Below are 24,267 nucleotides of genomic sequence, written 5' to 3'. Positions count from 1 at the left end.
AAAATAATATAAGGCATACGTTCTCACGCATGCCTTACCATTATATATATTGAAATTATTCGTGTCAAGCACTTTTCAAATTTATTTATTCGTTATCAGTTGTCTCTGCCTCTACAGTTTCCAAGTCTGAAGCATTTTCTTCCGCCTCATCCTCTGCATCTGCATCGGTATCAACTGCATCTTCTAACTCTGTGCTTTCCAGATCATCTCCGAAGTCGATCTCGTCATCATCATCAAAGAAGTTGATCTCATCCATCTCTGTATCAAGCTTTACAGAACGATAACGCTTCATACCTGTACCTGCTGGAATCAGCTTACCGATAATAACGTTCTCTTTCAGACCATTCAGTGGATCTACCTTACTCTTAATAGCTGCATCTGTAAGAACCTTTGTTGTCTCCTGGAAGGACGCTGCTGACATGAAGGAATCTGTAGCAAGCGATGCCTTTGTAATACCAAGCATTACCTGTGAGCCTTCTGCCGGCTGTTTGCCTTCTGCGATGAGCTGCTCATTTGTATCTTCAAAATCAAGAACGTCAACCAGTGTTCCCGGAAGGTAGGATGAATCTCCGTTATCCTCGATCCTGATCTTCTTTAACATCTGACGAACAATGATCTCGATATGCTTATCATTGATATCAACACCCTGAAGTCTGTATACTCGCTGTACTTCACGAAGCATGTAATCCTGAACTGCACGGATACCTTTGATCTTTAAGATATCATGTGGATTAACAGAACCTTCTGTTAATTCATCACCGGCTTCCAGAACCTGATCGTCCAGAACCTTGATACGGGAACCATAAGGAATTAAGTATGCCTTTGATTCACCTGTCTCGTCATTTGTGATAACGACTTCTCTCTTCTTCTTATTATCACGAAGCTGAACCTTACCGCCAAACTCTGCGATGATCGCAAGTCCCTTTGGTTTTCTTGCTTCGAACAACTCTTCTACTCTAGGAAGACCCTGTGTAATATCATCACCGGCAACACCACCAGTATGGAATGTTCTCATGGTAAGCTGTGTACCAGGCTCACCGATTGACTGAGCTGCGATGATTCCGGCAGCTTCACCAACCTGTACCGGCTGTCCGGTTGCCATGTTGGCACCGTAACATTTTGCACATACACCAAGGTGTGACTTACATGTCAGGATCGTTCTGATCTTAAGCTTTGCATCCTGTCTTGTAACACCTGTATCCGGATCAAGGAACGGAACACCGTTTGAATCTACACCCTGATTTACGATCAGAGCAGCTCTCTTTGGTGATACCATGTGGTTTGCCTTAACTAAAAGGTTACCATCTTTATCGTATACAGATTCTGCAAGGTAACGACCTGTAATTCTCTCCTGGAAGGATTCGATTACTTCTTTGCCTTCCATGAATGCTTCTACTTCCATACCAGGAATTGCTTTTCCTGCACAACAATCTGTCTCACGAATGATCAGATCCTGTGATACGTCAACCAGACGTCTGGTCAGGTATCCTGAATCGGCTGTACGAAGCGCTGTATCGGACAGACCCTTACGAGCACCATGTGCTGAAATGAAGTACTCCAGAACGTCAAGACCTTCACGGAAGTTCGACTTGATTGGAAGTTCAATCGTACGTCCGGTTGTATCTGCCATCAGACCACGCATACCAGCCAGCTGTTTGATCTGCTGGTTAGATCCACGGGCACCGGAATCTGCCATCATGAAGATGTTGTTATATTTATCAAGTCCGTCCAGAAGGGCTTTTGTCAGAACCTTATCGGCTTCTTCCCAAACCTTAACAACAGCGAGGTATCTCTCCTCCTCTGTCATAAGGCCACGTCTGAACATCTTTGTGATCTTGTCAACCTGAGTCTGAGCATCTGCAAGGATCTGCTTCTTCTCGTCCGGCACCTTCATATCTGAAATAGATACTGAAATAGCACCTCTGGTTGAATACTTGTAACCGATTGCCTTTACGTCATCCAGAACTTCAGCAGTCTTGGTTGCGCCATGTGTATTGATACATTTGTCAAGGATCGGCTTTAACTGTTTCTTACCAACATGGAAATCAATCTCAAGTTTCAGGATATTGTCAGGATTTGTTCTGTCAACATATCCAAGATCCTGAGGAATGATCTCGTTGAACAGCAAACGACCGAGTGTAGTATCGATGATACCTGTAACCTCTGTTCCGTCTTCTGTTGTAACAGTTCTTCTTACCTTTATCTTAGAGTGGAGAGTGATCTCCTTGTTCTCATATGCAAGCAGTGCTTCGTTCTTTGACTTGAAGAACTTGCCTTCTCCGATATCGCCATCCTTCTCCATTGTCAGATAGTAGATACCAAGGACCATATCCTGTGAAGGAACGGCAACCGGAGCACCATCTGAAGGCTTCAGAAGGTTATTCGGGGACAGGAGCAGGAATCTACATTCCGCCTGTGCCTCAACTGTAAGTGGAAGGTGAACAGCCATCTGGTCACCATCGAAATCGGCGTTGAACGCTGTACATACCAGTGGATGAAGCTTGATTGCCTTACCTTCTACAAGGATAGGCTCAAATGCCTGGATACCCAGTCTGTGAAGTGTAGGAGCACGGTTTAACATAACCGGATGCTCTTTGATTACATCTTCCAGTACATCCCAAACTTCCGGCTCAAGCTTTTCTACCATCTTCTTAGCAGCTTTAATGTTATTTGCTCTGCCGCTGGCTGTCAGTTCTTTCATAACAAATGGCTTGAATAATTCAATTGCCATTTCCTTTGGAAGACCACACTGATAAATCTTAAGTTCCGGTCCTACTACGATAACAGAACGTCCTGAATAGTCAACACGCTTACCAAGAAGGTTCTGACGGAAACGTCCCTGCTTACCCTTTAACATATCGGACAGAGACTTTAATGCTCTATTACCCGGACCTGTTACAGGACGGCCTCTTCTACCATTATCAATTAACGCATCAACAGCTTCCTGAAGCATTCTCTTCTCGTTTCTGACAATGATGTCAGGAGCGTTCAAATCAAGAAGTCTTCTTAAGCGGTTATTTCTGTTGATAATTCTTCTATATAAGTCATTCAGGTCAGATGTAGCAAATCTGCCGCCATCCAACTGAACCATAGGTCTGATATCCGGTGGGATAACCGGAATAACATCCATGATCATCCACTCCGGCTTATTCTCAGAATTACGGAATGCTTCAACAACTTCCAGTCTCTTGATGATTCTGGCTCTCTTCTGTCCGCTTGAATTCTTAAGCTCAGCCTTTAATTCTTCGCTTTCTTTATCCAGATCGATTGCTCTTAAGAGCTCCTGAATGGACTCAGCACCCATTCCTGCACGGAAGGAGCCGTATCCGAAGTCCTCTTCAGCCTTTCTGTATTCCTGCTCTGTCAAAACTTGCTTATAAGTAAGCGGTGTGTCCTTTGGATCAAGAACAATATAAGATGCAAAGTATAATACCTTTTCAAGTACTCTTGGAGAAATATCAAGGATCAGTCCCATACGGCTAGGAATACCTTTGAAATACCAGATATGGGATACCGGTGCTGCAAGCTCGATATGACCCATACGCTCTCTACGAACGCTGGCCTTTGTAACCTCTACACCACATCGATCACAGATAATACCTTTATATCTGATCTTCTTGTATTTACCACAATGACATTCCCAGTCCTTGCTAGGTCCAAATATTCTCTCACAGAACAAACCGTCTTTTTCCGGTTTTAATGTTCTGTAGTTGATAGTCTCAGGTTTCTTAACCTCACCATGTGACCATTCTCTGATTTTTTCAGGAGATGCAAGTCCGATTCTAATTGCGTCAAAGCTTAAAGCCTGTTCCTGTTCTGGAGTTTCCATGTTAAATTCTGGCATCTTACAAAATCTCCTTTCTAAAATTCATCATCTGAGTTGTCATCATAATCATCGCTGTAATCATCCAGATATTCTCCGTCTGATAATGATGTCAGCTCATCATTTTCATCTGTTCCGCTGAAGCCCGCTTCTTCAAATTCACGTCCATCAGCTTCCCGTTTATCATCATCGATCATGCTCTTAACATTCTCGTCATACGCTTCGATCGTCTCACCGAGATCAACCTCTGTCATATCGTCTTTTACAACTCTGACATCGAGACCAAGTGACTGGAATTCCTTCAGCAGTACCTTGAATGACTCAGGGATACCAGGTGTAGGAATGTTCTCACCCTTAATGATCGCTTCATATGTCTTAACACGTCCGATTACATCATCCGACTTAACAGTCAGAATTTCCTGTAATGTATATGATGCACCGTATGCTTCCAGTGCCCAAACTTCCATCTCACCGAAACGCTGTCCACCGAACTGAGCTTTACCACCCAGAGGCTGCTGTGTAACTAATGAGTACGGACCGGTTGAACGTGCATGGATCTTATCATCAACCAGATGGTGGAGCTTAAGATAATGCATGTAACCGATTGTTACAGGGCTGTCAAATTCTTCACCGGTTCTACCGTCACGAAGCTGTACCTTACCGGTTCTGTCGATCGGAACGCCCTTCCATTCTTCTCTGTGATCTCTGTTCTCATAGAGGTAATTCATTACTTCTTCTGAAACAGAATCTTTATATTTCTCGTAGAAGTTCTCCCACTCAGTATTTGCATAATCATTCGCCATCTCAAGAGTATCCATGATATCAAACTCGTCTGCACCATCAAACACAGGAGTTGAAACCTTGAATCCGAGAACCTGTGAAGCAAGACCAAGATGGATTTCAAGAACCTGTCCGATATTCATACGTGAAGGAACGCCCAGTGGGTTCAACACGATATCGAGCGGACGGCCATTTGGAAGGAATGGCATATCTTCTACCGGAAGTACACGGGAAATTACACCCTTGTTACCATGACGACCAGCCATCTTATCTCCTACCTGGATCTTTCTCTTCTGAGCAATGTATACTCTGACTGATTTATTAACACCCGGTGAAAGTTCATCACCATTTTCTCTTGTGAAGATCTTGGTATCCATGATGACACCAAATGCTCCATGAGGAACCTTCAGGGAAGTATCTCTTACTTCTCTTGCCTTCTCACCAAAGATGGCACGAAGGAGTCTTTCCTCTGCTGTCAGTTCTGTCTCTCCCTTAGGAGTAACCTTACCGACAAGGATATCTCCGGCACGAACCTCAGCACCGATACGGATAATACCATTCTCATCCAGATCCTTTAATGCATCATTAGACAGTCCAGCAAGATCTCTTGTGATCTCTTCCGGTCCGAGCTTGGTATCTCTCGCTTCGCATTCGTACTCCTCAATATGAATAGATGTATATACATCATCTTTTACAAGTCTTTCACTTAAAAGAACAGCATCCTCGTAGTTGTAACCTTCCCAGGTCATGAAACCGATCAGAGGATTCTTTCCAAGTGCGATCTCTCCACCTGAAGTAGATGGTCCGTCTGCGATAACCTCTCCAGCCTTAACATGCTCGCCCTTGAATACGATAGGTCTCTGGTTCATACAGTTACCCTGATTGCTTCGTGCGAACTTGATAACGTGGTAGATATCCTTTGTTCCATCTTCATCTGCCTTAATACAGATTTCCTTACTTGTGGAATATTCAACTACACCATCTCTCTTTGCAACGATACATACACCTGAATCAACAGCTGCCTTTGCTTCCATACCGGTACCTACAACGGCTGATTCGGTAAGCATAAGCGGAACTGCCTGACGCTGCATGTTTGATCCCATCAGAGCACGGTTTGCATCATCGTTCTCAAGGAAAGGAATCATGGATGTAGCAACTGAGAATACCATCTTAGGAGAAACGTCCATCAGATCAACTCTTGATTTCGGGAACTCTGTTGTATCCTCTCTGTATCTTCCTGATACGTTGTTATTTACGAAATGACCATCTGCATCCAGAGGTTCATTTGCCTGTGCAACTCTGTAATTATCTTCTTCATCTGCCGTCAGATAAATAACCTCATCTGTAACTACAGGGTTTGCAGGATCTGATTTATCCAGTTTTCTGTATGGTGCTTCTACAAAACCATACTCATTGATTCTTGCATAAGTAGCCAGAGAGTTGATCAGACCGATGTTAGGACCTTCAGGAGTCTCGATAGGACACATTCTACCATAATGAGTATAGTGTACATCTCGAACCTCGAATCCTGCTCTGTCTCGTGACAAACCACCGGGACCAAGGGCTGATAATCTTCTCTTATGAGTCAGCTCAGACAATGGGTTGTTCTGATCCATGAACTGTGACAACTGGGAACTTCCGAAGAATTCCTTAACTGCTGCTGTTACAGGCTTGATGTTGATCAGAGACTGTGGAGTGATCGTCTCTACGTCCTGAGTCGTCATTCTCTCTCTTACAACTCTTTCCAGTCTGGAAAGACCGATTCTATACTGATTCTGAAGAAGTTCTCCGACTGCACGGATACGTCTGTTACCAAGGTGATCGATATCATCCTTTGTTCCAATACCATATTCAAGGTGAATGTTGTAGTTAATTGAAGCGATAATGTCTTCTTTTGTTATATGCTTTGGAACAAGGTCAGATGCATCTCTTGCGATAGCTGCCTTTAATTCTTCTTCGTCTGAATATTCATTTAAAAGGGTTTCAAGAACAGGATAGTATACACCCTCATGGATACCTACTTCAGCAGGATCAAATCCAACATACTTGGACAGATCTACTACCATATTTGAAAGCACCTTTACGTTACGTTCTTCTGTCTGGATCATAACATATGGTACAGCAGCATCCTGGATATCCTTTGCCTGTGCTCTTGTAAGTGTCGTGCCTGCTTCTGCGATCACTTCACCGGTTGCCGGATCGATCGCATCCTCTGCAAGTATCTGACCTGTGATTCTGTTCTGGAATGCCAGCTTCTTATTGAACTTATAACGTCCAACCTTTGCAAGATCATAACGTCTTGGATCAAAGAACATTGCATTGATCAGGTTCTCTGCACTCTCTACTGCAAGAGGCTCACCCGGTCTTATTTTTTTGTACAGCTCAAGAAGACCATCCTGATATGTCTCAGAAGGATCCTTTTCAATACTTGCTAAAATCTTTGGTTCTTCGCCAAACAGATCGATAATCTCTGCATTTGTTCCGATTCCCAGTGAACGGATAAGTACTGTGATAGGCACCTTTCTGGTTCTATCTACACGAACATAGAAAACATCATTCGAATCTGTTTCGTACTCTAACCATGCACCACGGTTTGGGATAACTGTACAGGAGTACAGCTTCTTACCAATCTTATCATGTGCAATATCATAGTAGATACCAGGTGAACGCACCAACTGGCTTACGATAACTCGCTCTGCACCGTTGATCACAAATGTACCTGTCTCGGTCATAAGAGGAAGATCACCCATGAAAATCTCATGTTCTGACATTTCCTTTGCGTCATTTGCATGGAGTCTTACTTTTACTTTAAGCGGTGCAGCATATGTTGCATCTCTTTCCTTGCACTCTTCGATTGAGTACTTCACATCATCTCTACATAACTGGAAATCTACAAACTCAAGACTAAGCTGTCCTGTATAGTCAGTAATAGGAGAGATATCTTTAAATGCCTCCTTCAGACCATCGGTAAGGAACCACTGGTATGAGTTTTTCTGAACTTCGATAAAGTTAGGCATCTCCAGTACATCTTTCTGTCTGGAATAACTCATTCGGATACCTTTACCAGATTGAACAGGACTAATTCTGTTTTTTTCCATCGACACATTCACCCCTTGGAATTTATTTTTAAGCGTATATTCTGTTGAAATGCTTACATTTAACCGAAATATATTAGCCGTGTCATTATATGTCTGGTTTGAACGCAAACCAACCCATAGTATAGACATCCTACACTATATCACATTTTCAAGGTATATGTCAAGAAATATTCGGAATTTTTTATTAAAGAATTGTATATGAACTTTTATCCATATTTATATGCCCCTCTGCATTCTTTTGAAACAGCCTGCAGCGGTATTATTACAGAACAGATACATAACGCTGACTATATCATGTCGTATCTGTGTTCAGAATCTTAAAATCACTTATTCGGTCTCAACTGCTCTTATTGATAAAAATGATCAGTTCGCCGGAACTTTGACAAAAACGACCTGGCAGGTAATTCTCCCGCCAGGTCGAAAGATATTCATAAATACAAGGAATAAAATTACTTTAATGTAACCTTAGCGCCTTCAGCCTCTAACTTAGTCTTAGCTTCCTCAGCCTCGTCCTTTGAAGCTCCCTCTTTGATAACCTTTGGAGCGCCATCAACAGCATCCTTAGCTTCCTTTAAGCCAAGACCTGTGATCTCACGAACAACCTTGATAACCTTAACCTTGTTAGGACCAACTTCTGTAAGTTCGATATCGAATGAATCCTTCTCTTCTGCTGCTGGAGCGTCTCCGCCTGCTGCTGCTACAACAACACCTGCTGCTGCTGATACACCGAATTCTTCCTCACATGCTTTAACTAAGTCATTTAATTCTAATACTGATAAACCTTTGATTACTTCAATAATTTCCTGAGTTGTCATTATTATTTCCTCCATTAATATAATATAGTTTAATAATTGCTGCTTCTATTAAATAGAAGCCGACGTGCCTGTATGCACAAATAATTAAGCTTCCTTCTGTTCTGCAATCTGCTTGATAACACGAGCGAAGTTTGCAATAGGTGACTGGATACTTCCAAGGAATTTGGAAATAAGTACTTCTCTTGAAGGAATGTTTGCAATAACTGCGATACCTGCTGCATCGTAGAATGTACCTTCTACAACGCCACCCTTAAGCTCAAGTGCCGGAGCAGTCTTTGCGAAGTTAGCCAGGATTCTGGCTGCTGCTGTAGCATCTGTCTTACAGATAGCTAATCCGGTAGGTCCTTCGAGACATGGCTTCAGTCCCTCGAACTCTGTGCCTTCAATAGCGAAGTTGATCATGGTGTTCTTGTATACCTTATAAACAACCCCAGCTTCTCTTAACTGCTTACGAAGCTGTGTGTCCTGCTCAACTGTAAGTCCACGGTAGTCAACTACAACTGCTGTCTGAGCACCATCTAAGTTAGCTTTGATTTCTTCAACTACTGGCTTCTTAATCTCTACCTTTGCCATAATGCGCCTCCTTGTTTTACTAATGACTGCACATAGTTAACAGAAAGCATCTTCTGCTAAAATAAGAAAAGCTCTCTGTCGATAAGACAGAGAGCATATAGTTAAAATAATATTAACGATATATTCCTCGGTAGGTGTTTTTCAACTTATGCCATCCGGCACCTACTGTCTTCGGCAGTTCATCGGGGGATACTTTACCATAACACAAGGAATATGTCAATACGTTTTTTCACTTTTTGATGTAAATTTTCACTTTTCCATGTAAATTTACACTTTTTCGTGCAAATACTTTTGCTCACATTATTTATGATGTGTAATTCTTTTATATCTGTTTTTGTCTGGATCTTATTCTTCCCATTTCTTTACAAGAATGCTGGCATTGTGTCCACCAAATCCAAGAGAATTGCTCAGTGCATATGTAATGTCCTTATGAACGCCCTCACCCTTTGTATAATTCAGGTCGATCTCGCCTTCTGTCTCACGAAGACCTACTGTTGGGTGAATGTATCCATCTTCGATAGATTTTACGCATGTAATAAATTCAACTGCTCCGGCCGCGCCAAATAAATGACCGATCATGGATTTTGTAGAATTAATATTTACATTATATGCATCTTCACCAAATGCTTTCTTAATTGCTCTTGTCTCATAGAGATCATTGTGGTGGGTACTTGTTCCGTGTGCATTGATATAATCAACGTCTGCCGGTGTAATGCCAGCCTCGTTGATCGCGAGTGTCATGGCTCTTGCTGCACCCTCTCCATCCTCGGCAGGGGATGTAATGTGAAATGCATCACAGGTGGAACCATATCCGACAACCTCTGCAAGGATCTTTGCTCCTCTTGCCTGCGCATGCTCCAGAGATTCCAGAACTACGACTCCAGCTCCTTCACCGATAACGAATCCACATCTGTCTTTGTCAAACGGAATCGACGCACGATCTGCTTCCGTTGCACTTGAAAGAGCTGTCATGGAGATAAATCCTGAAACATTTGTCTCACAGATCGGTGATTCAGCGCCTCCGGCTACCATCACATCTGCATCTCCGACCTGAATATAACGATATGCCTCGCCAATGCTGTTTGTTCCTGTCGCACATGCTGTTACAACATCTGTACATTTGCCCTTTAAGCCATATGCGATCGCTACATTTCCGGCTGCCATATTCGAGATCATCATAGGAACCATCATTACACTGACACGGTTTGCCTTACCATTCATAACCTTGGCATGTTCCTTTTCGATCGTAGCTACACCGCCAAGTCCGTTACCGATACAGGTTCCAAATCTTGTCAGATCTTCTTTCTCAAGATCAATACCGGCATTCTTGATTGCTTCGCCTGTAGCTGCAACTGCATACTGGCAGAACGGCTCCATTCTTCTGGCTGCCTTTGGATCCATATATTGTTTCGGATCAAAATCTTTTACTTCGGCACCCATTTTGCATTTATATTCGGATACATCAAATTTTGTAATCTCGCCAATACCTACTTTATTCTTCTTAATGCCATCCCAGAATTCTTCTACATTATTTCCGATTGGGGTTACAGCACCCATTCCTGTTACAACTACTCTTTTCATCTCGTTTTCCTTTCAAAAGACAATCTATCCATTTGGTACATATAAACATGTACCGTCGCAATGCTCATTGTACCATTTCACCTGTCGGTTCAATGTTGGTTTCGCATTATGCTGGTATGTGTAAACACATCCCATCGCAATGCTCATTGTACCATCTCGTTTTTAAAACCGCAAGTGTTGGTCTGTTTCTCTTTCAAAATATCTATTTCTCTTTCAGAATATCCATCATCTCAGCGATCATTTCTTCATCCTGAAGCCGGAACAGAATCTCTACTCGTCTGGATGCTTCCAGATCGACAGATCCATCCTCCTTATAAATCGGATTGCTGTAAGACTTTCCATTTGCCGTCAGCACACTTCGGAGCAGTTCAACATCCGTGGAGCTTATGATCCCGTTGCTCTCGGTCAGGCAATACTTCGCAACAGAAAAGGCTCTCTGCTGGGAAAGTTCAAGATTATAAATATAAGATCCATTCGTATCTGTATGACCTTCTATAATAATCTCCGATACATAATCACGATATTTTTCATCTAACAGTACATTACAATATTTGGGAAGAAATTCCTTTAAGAACGTCTTTCCTTCTTCCTTCAGATCACTGTCTGCTACATCAAACAAAACGCTTGCATCAAATGTGATCGCTCCGGTTTTTTCGTCAACTTTTACATTTAACGAACTGTCTGCAAACTCATCGCGGAGAGCCGCCACCAGATCACTTCGGATGCCTGCGATACGGTCAAGCTCCTCCTGCTGGTCTTTTAAGAGCTGTTCCTGCTCTTTAATGATCTCCTTCTGCTTATCAAGCTCTGCCTGTTTGCTCTCGTACTGGCTCTTTGACTGCATCAGTGTAAATGAAATGATCAGGATAAAGATCAGAAGGAGTGCTGCCATCATATCAGAATAAGACAGCCAGTAGGAGGTTTCTTCTTCCTCCGGTCTTCTTCGTTTCTTGCTCATGCCTTATCCCTCCCTGCTGCTCTGTTCGATCGCTCTCGGGCGGTTCAATCTGCCACGGAAGATGTCATTCTGATCTTTCGTCAGGATACGGATATCTCCGATGTCCTCATGCATAGATTTCAGATAAGCCAATGTCTCCTCGATGGCTTTCTGTGTTGCTATCGTTGCTTCCAACTGTTTCTTCTGGAAATCCAGTTCCAGATTACCGTTATCGTAAGTCGCATCCGGACGTACATACCGTTTGAACTCTGCTACAAATTCATCCAGCTTATGATATGCCTGTTCCAGAACCGTCTTAAAGATCAGATTAAATGTCAGGGAAAAGATCATTCCATAGATAGAGGTATGGAATGCAACCTTGATACCATCCATCAGAGGTCCGATACTGTTCGTGATCTCTTCTGCTGATCCAGTGTTAAATGCCTGAAGTCCGATTGACAGACCGATAAAGGTACCAAGAATACCAAGTCCGGTCATGGCACCCGGCACCAGACTCAGACGACCTTTTTCAACCGCATCATCGATCAGCTGGTAATTGATAAAATCTTCGATATCGCAGGCATATTTTCCTTCCTCATCCTGCTCCAGACGTTTCATTTCTTCCACATAATCTACATAGGAATTTCTCAGATGTTCCTCATTAAAGATACCATACCGGGTCTCGGTACGATACAGATCCCAAAGAAGCTTCTTTTCTTTTGCATAGTCGCCCTTGATATAGCTGATGGCTATACGAAAATCTTCCCCCATCTGGTCGATATGCTTCAAATGCTTATATGCATAGACAAATATCGCTCCCACGATTCCAAACATACAGACACTGATCAGCACATTTGCCGGATCCAGACTATCATTTGTCACATTCAGTAAAATACAGATACCGAGCATCACCACATAGACAACAGGCAGCCACTTTTTATTCAGCTCTACCTTCATGTTCTGCTTCTTACGGAATGCTCTTGCCGCACGTTCATTCTGCGGCCGAATGGTTTTTAACCGGTTTCGTTTGTTCATTTTTTCGTTTCCTCTCGTATGATCTCATTCAGCCTTTTCATTCGTATCTGCTAAAGCGTTTCCCCATTCGTTTTATTGTAGCATTAATCCGCATTTTTTACCATCACGATGCGTAAAAAAACGGCACCAGATACAAATAAATTCGATCATCTGTACCTGATGCCATTGTTTTGCCGTTTCTCCGGATCAATACCATGTATCCGGGTTATATGGATCAAATGTATGCACATCTATCTTATAATTCTTCTTCCAGAAATCTGCAGTGCTTTTATACGATGCGATCTGGATACAATGTTCATCAACGCTTGTCAAAGGTGTCTGATCCATTCTGAATTCTGTAATCTTATGATAGTCTTCCGGCAGGCACTCCAAATATGTACTTTTATTATTCGCCATATTACCATTTAGCTCTCCAAACATATAGCCGTCTTCATAGATCACCATTCCGATCGTGTGAAAATACATCTTTGTATGTTCATCATGAACCGCATTATAATTCTTGAGCGAACCATATATGGTTGGCTGCAGATTTCGATAATATTCTTTTTCCGAATCATTGTATACAACCATTCCATATGCTCCGTAGTATTTTGCTGCCTCGACCATATACCAGACCGCCCCGCAATTATATTCTTTATATGGGAATGAACCTATATAGGCATCCATCAACCTTATCATCTCTCCCATATCAAGATTTTTTGCAGATTTCTTGTACTTCTTTTCATAGCCCGCTCTCAGCTCTTTGATCAATCTGTTTACTTTTAAAGTATTCGCCAGCGTTCCCCAGGTATAAACCGATTCCTTCAAAACTGTTTTTTTCTCTGCCTTTGTGATGCCCTCCATTTTAAGTGTCGTTACTTTTTCTTTTCCATAATAGATCTCAAGATCATAAGGATCTTTTACCAGGCTGTCTATATAAATACGGGTCATATAGTTATATCCTGCATTTATATAAGGCGCAATGTTATAATATTCCAGTCCATAATCTCCAAGGATTTCCCAGACGGATGATTCAAGTTTTCCGGTGTATGTCCGGAACAGGACTTTTACATCTTTATAATTTGGCAGATATGTTGTCGCTCCACCAGAGCCATCGATCACAGGCAGATCCGCTTCACGATATCCATATGTGTCTCCGTATTTGGCAATAAACTTTCTTGGATTTACCGGTTTCTTGGAATAGATGATCAGTCCTTTCGTTTTGCTCACAACACCTTCTCCCATGTTGCTCAACTCAACGATCTTTTCGCCATCCTCATCATACGACTCTGACAGGACCATCTGATTGTTACCGATTTTTTTTGCTTTTTTCTTCGTTTTTATAAAATATGGATTGTTTTTTATCTCTGTGTTTTTAAGTGCATTTTTTCCGATCTTTTTCATTATCAGATTTTGATTGTCCAGATTCGTTTCATACAGATTTCTGCAATTCTGAAATGCTCCTGCTTCAAATACCTTCAGATTGGATGCGTCATAGAAAATAAGAGTCAGAAGATTGGTACATCCGTAAAATGCCTGTTTTTTTACTGTACGGATGTTATTTCCCAATGTGACCTTCCATATTTTCTTGTTATTGTAAAACGCTTTTTTCCCAACAGACGTAACCTTAAAACTATAAGTTCCCTTATACTTTCCTGTCTTCGATGTAATCTTTATACTGGCAGGCACCATCACCTCAGTGCGCTTCTTTTTTGCTTTTTTGGTAAATCCCGTTACCTCTACCGTTTTCTTCTTCGGGGTCAGTGCGGTTATCCTGTAGGTATAATTCCCTACCGTGACTTTTGTTCCCACTTTTGCATTTTTGATCTTTACAGTCTTTGCTGCCGCAAGTTCCGGTGTCTCACATTCCAATGCTGCCGCGTTTGCTGTAAATGGCCCGCTCATGCATAACATGACTGCCGCCATGCACCAGACAACGAACCGCTTTAATCTGCTTTTCATTTTTCCCATAATCATCTCTCCTTTACTTATAATCATGAATGTCAGGCATCTACTATAATAGACAGGATGACTCCTAAAAAAGTTTTAACATAGTCTTCAAAAAAAATCCAGATAGAGCATTTCTGCCATATCCGGACTTCTGCTAAAATATACATATTACCTGTTCTGCCTATGCTCTTATCCTATAATTGTCTTGATTTCCGTCTCACTCATATCGGTTACATCCATGATCTGCTCTAAGGAATAGCCTTTCTTATGCATTTTCAGGATAACCTCAGATTTTCCAATAGTCTTGCCTCGTGCTTCGCCTATTTTTTCGCCCTCTGACCTGCCAGCGACCATGCCAGCAGCTCTACCAGCGGCTTCACCCTTTGCATATCCCATTTCTTCTACGCCTTCACTCAGATTACACATGACTTTCACCTCATCTCTAATACCATTTCTGTCTACCGGTATGTCATACTCCTGTTTCATAAGCTTCAATTTTTGTTCTGCCGTCATTGTCTGCGACAATAATGTTCCAAGTAATCGATGCAGTTCATATTGTTCTTCCTTTGGTGGAATCTCCTTTGCCAGACCGATCATCACGATGTTAGGGATATCCAGATTGCCTTTCCAATCCTGTTCGCCAAGTAAATCATCTTTTACCATATGAATATGACTCAGACTGTTCTCTTTCATATTCATACAGATCCAGATGGAATACACCTGTTTGATCTCATTATAATCAGAACCTGTAAATTCCCGCTCTTTCTGGGATGACACCAGTCTTGCCGTATAGAAGATTGCCCGATTTAAGATATGATACTTCGTCGGTTCATTCTTCTGGGCTTCCAGATTGATGATCATTTTCGCCAGTCCATCCCGCATCCGTACATAGAAGATAATATCAAAATATATCTTTCCCTCATCAATTTCGGAACTTTCTGTATTCAGTCCGACAATCCGTTCACCGGTTCTGGCATCCACCGTTTCTTTGTTCGTTAATCCCGGTTCTACCGGAACCTGGCTGATATACGGTTCACCTTCAATCAATGATGCAACCGTATCTGCATCCATACCTTTAAATTCTTCTACTACCCTGATCAGTATATGCGCCAATATGATCTTCTGTCCAAGCAAGCGCTTGGCACTGGCATCATACTGTGCTTTCTGATCAGTAGCCTTGGAGGAATATACAATTTCGTTATCCATATTTCAACTCCTTTCCCGATAAAACAGAATAACATGCATATTTTAGCTTTGTATATTGCCTCCGTCTCTCCAAGTTTGATTGTAACGGATATCAGAAAGGAAAACAAGTTTATAATTATTTATCAATATTTCGCAAAATCATTTAATAAACTTGCCGCAGCCTGTGGATTCCTCTTTTTTTCAATCAAATATTGAATAATCTTCTCCAACTCCTCTGCTGCATCAATCGTCATAAAAATCTTATATGCCATATTTTGTCCTCATATCTGCCACAAATGCATCTGCGTCTATACATGCTCCCTGCCCTGCGTGTTCCCTCGCATCTTCCAGTCTTTTCAGTACATCTTCTTCGGACATACTTTGATATATGTTGTTACTTCTTTTAATCTCAAATGGAAATCCATTTGCGGCTACTGCCTGTGTCAAAAAGATTCTTATCGCTGTCGTAGTATCTGTTCCCAAATCCTTGAACAAACTATCTGATTTTCTTTTTAATTCATCGTCTACTCTAACCTGAATTGTACTTGCCATATAGTGCCTCCTTCATTCTTGCTGTTGTATTGTATTTGTATTGATATATCAATATATTGTATTGCTTTTATATGTTTATATTACAATATCAAATATAAAAAAACAATATTAATGATAATTCCATTACAAAAGCAAGATAAATTTTGAAAAATAAAAATGCTATAACGAGGCAACGCCGGATACATATAAAATTGTATCCGGCATTGTCTACTTTTATCTATATTCTATTTCGTCTTACAGGCTCATGCCACCGTCTACACGGATAACCTGTCCTGTAATGTAAGATGCCTTGTCGGATGCAAGGAATGCTGCTGTCTCAGCGATATCTGACACCTCACCCAGTCTCTTAACTGTGATATGATCGAGCATCGCATCCTTCATCTTATCTGACATTGCGTCTGTCATATCTGTCTTGATGAATCCCGGCGCGATCGCATTTGCTGTTACGCCACGGCTGCCAAGCTCCTTTGCTACAGACTTCGTCATGCCGATGATTCCGGCTTTGGATGCAGCATAGTTGATCTGTCCTGCATTTCCCTCAATGCCGACTACGGATGACATGTTGATGATCCTGCCGTACTTCTGCTTCATCATCGGTCTGTACACATGCTTGATACAGTTAAATGCACCCTTCAGGTTGATATTGATAACCTGATCGAAGTCTTCTTCCTTCATACCGAGCATGATATTATCTCTTGTAATACCGGCATTGTTTACGAGGATATCAACTCTGCCATACTGCTCTAGTGCGAACTTGATAAGTCCCTCTGCTTCTGCAAAATCAGCTACATTTGCCTTATAAGCAACTGCTTCTCCGCCAGCTTCCTTGATCTCTGCTACGAGACTGTTTGCACGCTCCTCTGAGCCATTATAATTGACAACTACCTTTGCGCCATATCCTGCAAATGTCTTTGCAATGGCTCTGCCGATACCACGTCCGGCACCTGTTACGACTGCTACTTTATCCTTAAGCATTCAGTTCCTCCAATTTCTTCAGATCATCAACCGTTGCGATGTTGATGCATTTCATTTCCTTGTTGATCTTTCTCATGAAGCCGGACAGAGTCTTTCCAGGTCCAACCTCTACAAATGTATCTACGCCGTCTGCGATCATAGCTTCGATACTCTGCTGCCATCTGACAGATGAATATACCTGACGCATCAGTAAAGTCTTAACCTCTGAAGCATCTGTTACATAACATGCATCGGCATTACATACATATGGAAGGAAATCTTCTGCGATCTCTACATCTCTTAAGTATGCATATAACTTTTCACCGGCCGGTTCCAGCATCTTGGAATGGAATGGGCCGCTGACATTTAACTTGATCACTCTCTTGGCTCCTGCTGCCTGAAGGGCTTCACATGCTTTGTCAAGGGCTTCTGTCTCACCAGAAATAACGATCTGTCCCGGACAGTTATAATTTGCAATCTGGACATTGCCCGGAGTCTCCTCACAGACCTTTGCGATCACTTCTGCATCTGTAGCAATAACGGCTGCCATAGCACCCTGACCAAGCGGAACTTCATTCTGCATCAGGATACCACGCTGTCTTACGGTCTTGATCGCATCCGAAAGCTTCATCGCACCACAGGCTGTCAGTGCGCTGTACTCACCAAGCGACAGACCTGCGAATACATCTGCCTTCAATCCTGCATTCTTTACATGCTCATAGATAGCAAGCTCTGCTGCCACCATCGCAGGCTGTGTATATTCTGTCTTGTTGATATCTTCATTTTCCTCAAAGCAGATTTTCTTCAGATCAATGTCAAGTACACTGTCTGCTGTATCGATCACTGCCTTACTGTCTTCAAAATTGTCATAAAAATCCTTAGCCATGCCTACATACTGAGCACCCTGGCCAGGAAAAATCACTGCTGTTTTACCCATTCTTTTCACCTGTCTATTCTTTATATTTACTGACAACGGCCGAACATCATTCACTCTTTGACTGTCGTCATCGTCTGTTCCTCTATACTAAAAGAAGCAGCCAGTCTGTCATCCACCAACCTGCGCTGGGCAAATCTGGTATATAGACATCTTCGCTGCCTCTTGTCTGCTTCTGATGTGAATTATTCTTCTACACCTTTGCTCTTAAGATAGTTAAGTACGTCTTCGAATGTAGCAACGTCTTCAAGCTCCTCAGCAGGGATCTCAACGTCGAATTCATCTTCCATCTTCATTACTATCTCATATAAATCTAATGAATCTACTCCTAAATCATCTTTGAAGTTAGTATCGAGCTGCATCTCATCCTGTGATACTCCTAACTGCTCTTCGAAAATAGCTTTTACCTTATCGAACATATTAATAATTCCTCCTAAATATAGTAAATGTTTATCTCACTGCCCCGCGGACGATTATAATATAACGCATGGATACAGTAAAGTCAACAAAATACTGTTCCGTTTTTTTCCTTTTTTTCTATCTGTTTCTGACAGCATCTAACGGCTGCAGTTTCGATGCAAATCTCGCAGGAAAATATCCGGCACATATCGCAAGCAGAATGGCTCCGACAACGGCTCCGGCTGCAAGCTCCCATGGGATCATTGCAATCTGCGTTCCCTTTGCCAGATCGAACATTTTGACAGCAATCTTATCCACGATTCCTTTAAACCCGTAAGACAGAAGAACGCCTGCCACACCACCTGCTGCCCCGATAATGCCTGCTTCTGTCAGAAACAGAATCTGCAGCTCATCCGGATCACAGCCAAGCACCTTTAATACTCCGATCTCATTGATCCGGTCAAATACAGATGTTGTCATCGTATTGCTGATTCCGATCACCGCTACGATCAGTGCAATCGCTCCGATACCACCCAGTAAAAGCTGTACCATCTTCAAATATTTCTGTATCGTATCCAGATACTCTTTCTCATTTTCCGTCGTATACCCCATATCCTGAAGCTTCTTCACGGTAGAATCGACATGATCGATATTATCAACAGTCACAACCGCTCCGGAATATACGAAATCCTTGTACGGATTTCCATTTGCATCAAGCGGCTGTCCCGGCAGCGTTCCCCCACTGGATACTCTGCCTAAAAAGCTCTTTAACATATCCAGATCGCAGTAAATGCTCTGTGAGTCTCTGTTATATGTATCTTCTCCACTGTCAATAACCGCTCCGACTTCTATCTTCACCGGTGTCATCTCCTGTGAATCCCAGAAGGACAGATCCACTTTTTTTCCGATCCATGTCTCTGCTTTTTTCTTCTCTGTCACATCATAGGTCTGCTCCGTTTCCGGATTATAGAATAAGGATGTGACCTTATTTCCCATAATAAGCACCGGCTTCACGCTCGATGTTGTCTGCTTTGACGTCTTTGTATACTTAAGCTTCGCAAGCTCCGACTGTGGAATACCGGTAATCGCACCATCATAAGAATATTTTCCATTTGTGATGGTCACATACATCTCATAGGTCGGATATACGGAACTGACATATTCAAGCTCCTGAAAAGTTTTCACGGTCTGATCCATGATCATCCGGTCTTTGTGCTTGCCGCCGGTTGCTCCGGTCACCTGAATCCGGCAAATACTTTCACTATCCACCATGGTATTGATCATTTCCTGTCGTACGCCGATACCAACTGCAAGCAGGGTCACAACAGAGATCACACCAATCACAACTCCAAGTATGGTTAGAAAGGTTCTGGTTTTTCGTCTTTTCATATTCATCAAACATAAATGACTGATCCAACCCATTTAGAACTCCTCCAATATCTCTTTCTTCCTCTTTCTTCTGCGGATAATCCAGATAACAATAAGTGCTGCAACAACCACAGCAACAACGATCTCTATGATCATCTTACTGTAATCTTTCTTCTGTACATCCTTTACCTTTTCAATATCTGTATAGACAGGTGCATTTACGCTGATTGAGAAATTTTCTTCCAGTGTTGTTACATTTCCTGACTTATCTTCATATGTAACGATCAGCTTTCCCATCTCACCGCCGGTGCCTGTCGTCTTCGTTGTGTTTGCAAGTATATCGATCGAGCCATTCTTACCCGGTTCGATATTGCCGATATAGACATCACCTTCAGATGTAAATCTTGTATCGATCTTTGCCTTTACATTATAAAGAGTAGATGCCCCCAGATTGCTGACACTTCCCATGATCTCGATAGAATCTCCGAGTGTCACATCTGACTCTGCATATACGCCTGTGATCTCACCGCGCTGTTTGATCGTAACCGGCAGATAGATCGTATCTGTCACGGTATATGGATTGCCATAGCGGTCTTCATACTCATCTGTCACTGTCAGCTTATAAGCCTTTTCTTCCAGATTGGCTGCTGCCTGCATCGGGAACTCAAATGTATAAGTCTCTCCGCCTTCCAGACTTGCCAGATATCCGGTTCCGGCTCCGGATGCCGGAATCAGTTCGCCTCCCTCGGAAGCGACTGTCATTTTCAGATTACTGATCTTTTTATCTGCGGTATTCTTGATCGTAACCTCAAGTGTAAAGGTTCCGCCTGCCACCACTTCATTCTCTTTGATCTTATAATCGGTTACCATAACCTTTGGCTCCGCTGCTGATACAAAAGCCATCGTGTCCTTATATCCAAATACAGCAAGGAATCCAAGTACACATGCCATACAGATTGTTAGTATTCGTTTCATCTCTACATCTCCTCTCCTTCTGATATCTTTCCATCCGTGATCCTCACGATACGGTCTGCCTCTCTCGCCAGATCGATATTATGTGTGATAAGTACCAGTGTCTGATCCAGCTTCTTAACAGAATCCTGAAGCAGAGTGATAACTTCATTTCCGTTTTTGGAGTCAAGTGCTCCGGTAGGCTCATCGGCAAGAATCAATGCCGGGCGATTTGCCAGTGCTCTTGCGATCGCTGCACGCTGCTGCTGTCCACCAGATAACTGGTTTGGAAGATGCTTCCGTCTGTCCTTCAGACCTAACATCTCTATGATATGATCGATGTAATCGCGATCCGGCTTTCTGTGATCAAGCAGGATCGGCATCTTGATATTTTCCTCTACTGTCAGTACCGGGATCAGATGATATGCCTGAAATACAAATCCGATCTTTCTTCTACGGAAGACTGACATCTCCTCATCGGTCAGTCTTGTAATATCCTTTCCGTCTACGATGACATTTCCCTCATTTGGAGTATCCACACCACCCATAACATGAAGCAGGGTGGATTTACCGGAACCGGATGCACCGACAACCGCCACGATCTCGCCCTTATTCACTGTCAGGTTCACATCATCAAGCGCCCATACTCTGGTATTTCCTTCTCCATATATCTTTGTTACATGTTCCATTTTTACGATTTCCATAGTGTACCCTCTTTCCTCTGCCTTTCCCGCAGATCTTTCTATCTATAATTTTTATCTATATATTTATTGCATTTCTGTTTTTTAACCTTGTAATACAGCAACTCCGTTTCACCTTTCATCTGCTGTATCAAACTTACCTTTCACGCCTACTCTTCAAGCTTCAGATCTTCTACCATGGCTACCGGAAGATCTCTGATCCCCAACCAGATGCTTCCGCAGATGATCAGACCGGATGCCACAAGCCCGACTCCAAATGCCCACCAGGCAATGGACTTTCCTGCCTCGATCACCATATTAAGATAGTAAAAGACACCATATGATAACCCAACGCCTATAATAAAACCGAATACATTCGCTACAACCGTGGTCATAACGCCCTCTAACATAACGGTTTTTAGCAGGCGTTTTCTGGACATTCCGATCACACGGAGTTGTGCGAATTCTTTTCGTCTCAGATGCAGGTTTCCGGCTGTCGTATTCACGATGTTTACCGAGCTTAATACGAAGATAAACAGTACTGCCGCAACTGCATACCGGACAAAGCTTTTCAGGTATACACAGATCTGCATAGACTCTCCATATAAGGAATCAGTGTTATAGGCAAGCAATTCTACTATAGAACCGGCAGATACACGATCCAGATCGATCTTGTATTTCATGCCGGCGATATCATTTTCTCCGTATCCTGTCAGGTCAAAATAATCATTCTGACGCATATAGATCTGACGATCACCGGTCTCACCAAACACCTGGGTTCCAAGATCCAGAATACCTTCTACCTTATAGGTCTTGTAGTGTCCCTCTGCTATCAGCTTATCCTTGATCTTCTTATATTCTGCATATTCCTGTCGTACGGAAGTCCAGTCTTCCTCATTTCTTATCGCACTACCTTCACTGTCTCCATCTTCTGCCATTACCGCTGTCTCCTGAAGCTTTTCATATTCCTGATCGATCTTCTCCTTTGCTTTCAGACATTCCTTCTGGTATAAAGCAAAATCAACTAACTGAACCGTATCGCCCAGTTCAAAATGATACGTGTCAAAATGGTAGGTCTTATCATATAAGGTATCAAACTCATCCCCATATGCATCTCCGTCCAGATCCCAGCTGTTAAAGCTTCCTCCTGCCACAACCAGAATACCGTTCTCTGGCAATTCCGTTGTTCCTGCTTTCAGATATTTCGTCAGATCATTCAGATCAGAATCATCACATCCGATCACATCTGCACTGTTTACCATGCTTTCCGCTACACCTCTGGTAGCTTCCGGATCCTTATCTTCCGATGTATCTCCTATGCCATTCAATTTATCCATATAAAGGCTATAATAATGTCCCAGCGTTACCTTTGTCCGGAATTCATCCGTGATCTTTCCTGTATAAGAATCCGCATCTACCAGATCGGCCCTGCAGGCATACACTTTCTTTGCTGCCTCCACACTGTTATTTCGTGACAGATCCCGGAATGCCTCCGCAGACGGCAAAGTGCTCTGCGCTTCTTCCAGACTCGTTGTAGCAGACGAATACGAAGTCAGATTAAACTGATATTCCCCATATTTTTCATCTGTATCCTTCCAGTATTTTCTGAGCTGTCCCCAACAGCTGCATATCAGTACGATCGCTGATATACTGAATACCATGGCTGTTACTGTCTTTATAAATCTTCCTTTATTTCGAAGGACACTCTTTCTGGCATATGCGCCTTCGATTCCAAATATCTTTCCCATCAGTCCGCCGCCATGACGACGAAGCTTTTCTTTCTTGATCCTGTATTCACCACGGACCGCACTGACCGGTGTCATCTTCGTTACCAGCTTGGCATTCTCACGCATTACGAAATACATATCTCCCAGATAAGTGATCAGGATTGGTATCATCAGAATGATATGGAAGCCTGCGCTGATCTTAAATATAAATCCAAGGATCATGCTGACGATTCCGCCCATCACAATGCCGGCAAGCAGTCCGGCTATCTCAAGCATGGCTCCCATCCGATAGATGATGCCGCTTAACTGTCCTTTCGTCGCTCCGATACATCGTAAGATTCCATAGTCTTTCACCTGCTCTAATGTGAACATCTGGATCGTATTTCTAATAACTCCGACTGCAAAGATTGCAAATATATATGCAACTAACAGAACCACGATCAATATAACAGCAAATCCTTCCTCCATATCCTGCAGATACCAGGTGGACAGATCCCAGTTGAGTTCTGCATCCACCCCATAATCTTCTATCATCTCATTCATGATCTTAGCCATCCTGTAAGGATGTCCGGTATTTACATACAATGCATTGTCATATACCTTTTCTACATATTTGCCATCCGTTCCGTTAATTGTCTCCCACTCACTCACCACATACTTTCCCGTGTATGCCTGTGTGACACGATCATCCGACGCGATCTGTGATAAGGTTTCCTGATCATCCGTCAGGAACACGATCTCATAGTCCGCTTCCTTTCTTACATCCTTTTGCTGCTGCAGCATATAAGAATAGAAAATGTTCAGTCCCGCATACAACACTATTACTGTGATCATTACACCGATGATCGTGATCACACACCGTTTTTTGTTAGCTTTCAGATAATATGCTGCAAGTTTCTTATAGTCTGTCATTTCTCACCTCTCCTTTTTATTTCACACCGATAAC

At 42.5% G+C, this 24,267-nt stretch carries 18 protein-coding genes and 1 other annotated feature; all 18 genes read right to left on the bottom strand.

The features are described from left to right. Positions 1-85 precede the first annotated feature (85 nt). The 18 genes from rpoC to DXB77_RS00090 all read right to left on the bottom strand — a co-directional run bounded on the left by rpoC (position 86) and on the right by DXB77_RS00090 (position 24,233). Complete coding sequence (gene rpoC, locus DXB77_RS00170) at positions 86-3,844, bottom strand: DNA-directed RNA polymerase subunit beta' (RefSeq protein ID WP_118662386.1); 3,759 nt, start codon at positions 3,842-3,844, stop codon at positions 86-88. A 17-nt stretch (positions 3,845-3,861) separates the two neighbouring features. Continuing rightward, positions 3,862-7,701, bottom strand: coding sequence for a DNA-directed RNA polymerase subunit beta (locus DXB77_RS00165; protein ID WP_118483189.1), 3,840 nt, complete (start codon positions 7,699-7,701; stop codon positions 3,862-3,864). A gap of 449 nt (positions 7,702-8,150) precedes the next feature. Next, positions 8,151-8,516, bottom strand: a complete 366-nt coding sequence (gene rplL, locus DXB77_RS00160) for a 50S ribosomal protein L7/L12 (protein ID WP_021944598.1) — start codon at positions 8,514-8,516, stop codon at positions 8,151-8,153. Between the two features lie 84 nt (positions 8,517-8,600). Then, positions 8,601-9,089: a 50S ribosomal protein L10 gene (rplJ, locus tag DXB77_RS00155; protein WP_008402032.1), complete on the bottom strand. Its 489-nt coding sequence runs from the start codon at positions 9,087-9,089 to the stop codon at positions 8,601-8,603. A 55-nt stretch (positions 9,090-9,144) separates the two neighbouring features. Then, positions 9,145-9,282, bottom strand: a sequence feature (ribosomal protein L10 leader region). A 152-nt stretch (positions 9,283-9,434) separates the two neighbouring features. Further along, on the bottom strand, positions 9,435-10,670 hold the full coding sequence (fabF, locus tag DXB77_RS00150) for a beta-ketoacyl-ACP synthase II (RefSeq protein WP_117785714.1): 1,236 nt from the start codon (positions 10,668-10,670) through the stop codon (positions 9,435-9,437). A 202-nt stretch (positions 10,671-10,872) separates the two neighbouring features. Beyond that, positions 10,873-11,628, bottom strand: coding sequence for an OmpA family protein (locus DXB77_RS00145; RefSeq protein ID WP_117822288.1), 756 nt, complete (start codon positions 11,626-11,628; stop codon positions 10,873-10,875). 3 nt (positions 11,629-11,631) lie between these two features. Next, on the bottom strand, positions 11,632-12,642 hold the full coding sequence (locus DXB77_RS00140) for a MotA/TolQ/ExbB proton channel family protein (RefSeq protein ID WP_118662385.1): 1,011 nt from the start codon (positions 12,640-12,642) through the stop codon (positions 11,632-11,634). Between the two features lie 186 nt (positions 12,643-12,828). After that, complete coding sequence (locus tag DXB77_RS00135) at positions 12,829-14,592, bottom strand: leucine-rich repeat domain-containing protein (RefSeq protein ID WP_182439407.1); 1,764 nt, start codon at positions 14,590-14,592, stop codon at positions 12,829-12,831. 168 nt (positions 14,593-14,760) lie between these two features. Further along, positions 14,761-15,777 carry an Rpn family recombination-promoting nuclease/putative transposase gene (locus tag DXB77_RS00130; protein ID WP_243100113.1) on the bottom strand — a complete coding sequence of 339 codons (1,017 nt, stop codon included), beginning with the start codon at positions 15,775-15,777 and terminating at the stop codon, positions 14,761-14,763. 122 nt (positions 15,778-15,899) lie between these two features. Next, the gene (locus DXB77_RS13360) at positions 15,900-16,028 is read right to left on the bottom strand and encodes a hypothetical protein (protein ID WP_279220221.1); all 129 of its coding nucleotides are present in this window, start codon (positions 16,026-16,028) and stop codon (positions 15,900-15,902) included. After that, positions 16,018-16,308 carry a type II toxin-antitoxin system RelB/DinJ family antitoxin gene (locus DXB77_RS00125; RefSeq protein WP_118662383.1) on the bottom strand — a complete coding sequence of 97 codons (291 nt, stop codon included), beginning with the start codon at positions 16,306-16,308 and terminating at the stop codon, positions 16,018-16,020. The genes DXB77_RS13360 and DXB77_RS00125 overlap by 11 nt, the downstream gene beginning before the upstream one ends. Positions 16,309-16,542: 234 nt before the next feature. Next, positions 16,543-17,283, bottom strand: coding sequence for a 3-oxoacyl-[acyl-carrier-protein] reductase (gene fabG, locus DXB77_RS00120; RefSeq protein ID WP_021944607.1), 741 nt, complete (start codon positions 17,281-17,283; stop codon positions 16,543-16,545). Continuing rightward, the gene (gene fabD / locus DXB77_RS00115) at positions 17,276-18,199 is read right to left on the bottom strand and encodes an ACP S-malonyltransferase (protein WP_118662382.1); all 924 of its coding nucleotides are present in this window, start codon (positions 18,197-18,199) and stop codon (positions 17,276-17,278) included. The genes fabG and fabD overlap by 8 nt, the downstream gene beginning before the upstream one ends. Positions 18,200-18,381: 182 nt before the next feature. After that, complete coding sequence (gene acpP / locus DXB77_RS00110) at positions 18,382-18,615, bottom strand: acyl carrier protein (protein ID WP_008402591.1); 234 nt, start codon at positions 18,613-18,615, stop codon at positions 18,382-18,384. A gap of 118 nt (positions 18,616-18,733) precedes the next feature. Further along, entirely contained in the window at positions 18,734-20,017 is a 1,284-nt protein-coding gene (locus tag DXB77_RS00105; protein WP_118662381.1) for an FtsX-like permease family protein, read from the bottom strand. Then, positions 20,018-20,938, bottom strand: a complete 921-nt coding sequence (locus tag DXB77_RS00100; protein WP_243100112.1) for a hypothetical protein — start codon at positions 20,936-20,938, stop codon at positions 20,018-20,020. Between the two features lie 2 nt (positions 20,939-20,940). Then, a complete protein-coding gene (locus tag DXB77_RS00095) occupies positions 20,941-21,618 on the bottom strand; it encodes an ABC transporter ATP-binding protein (RefSeq protein ID WP_008402588.1) in 678 nt (225 codons plus the stop codon). A 146-nt stretch (positions 21,619-21,764) separates the two neighbouring features. Next, positions 21,765-24,233 carry an ABC transporter permease gene (locus DXB77_RS00090; RefSeq protein WP_118662380.1) on the bottom strand — a complete coding sequence of 823 codons (2,469 nt, stop codon included), beginning with the start codon at positions 24,231-24,233 and terminating at the stop codon, positions 21,765-21,767. Positions 24,234-24,267 lie beyond the last annotated feature (34 nt).

The sequence above is a fragment of the Clostridium sp. OM05-9 genome, from assembly GCF_003481465.1.
Classification (GTDB): domain Bacteria; phylum Bacillota; class Clostridia; order Lachnospirales; family Lachnospiraceae; genus Coprococcus; species Coprococcus ammoniilyticus.
The sequence above is the reverse complement of the archived record's forward strand: the minus strand, read 5'-3'. Positions and strand labels throughout refer to the sequence as shown.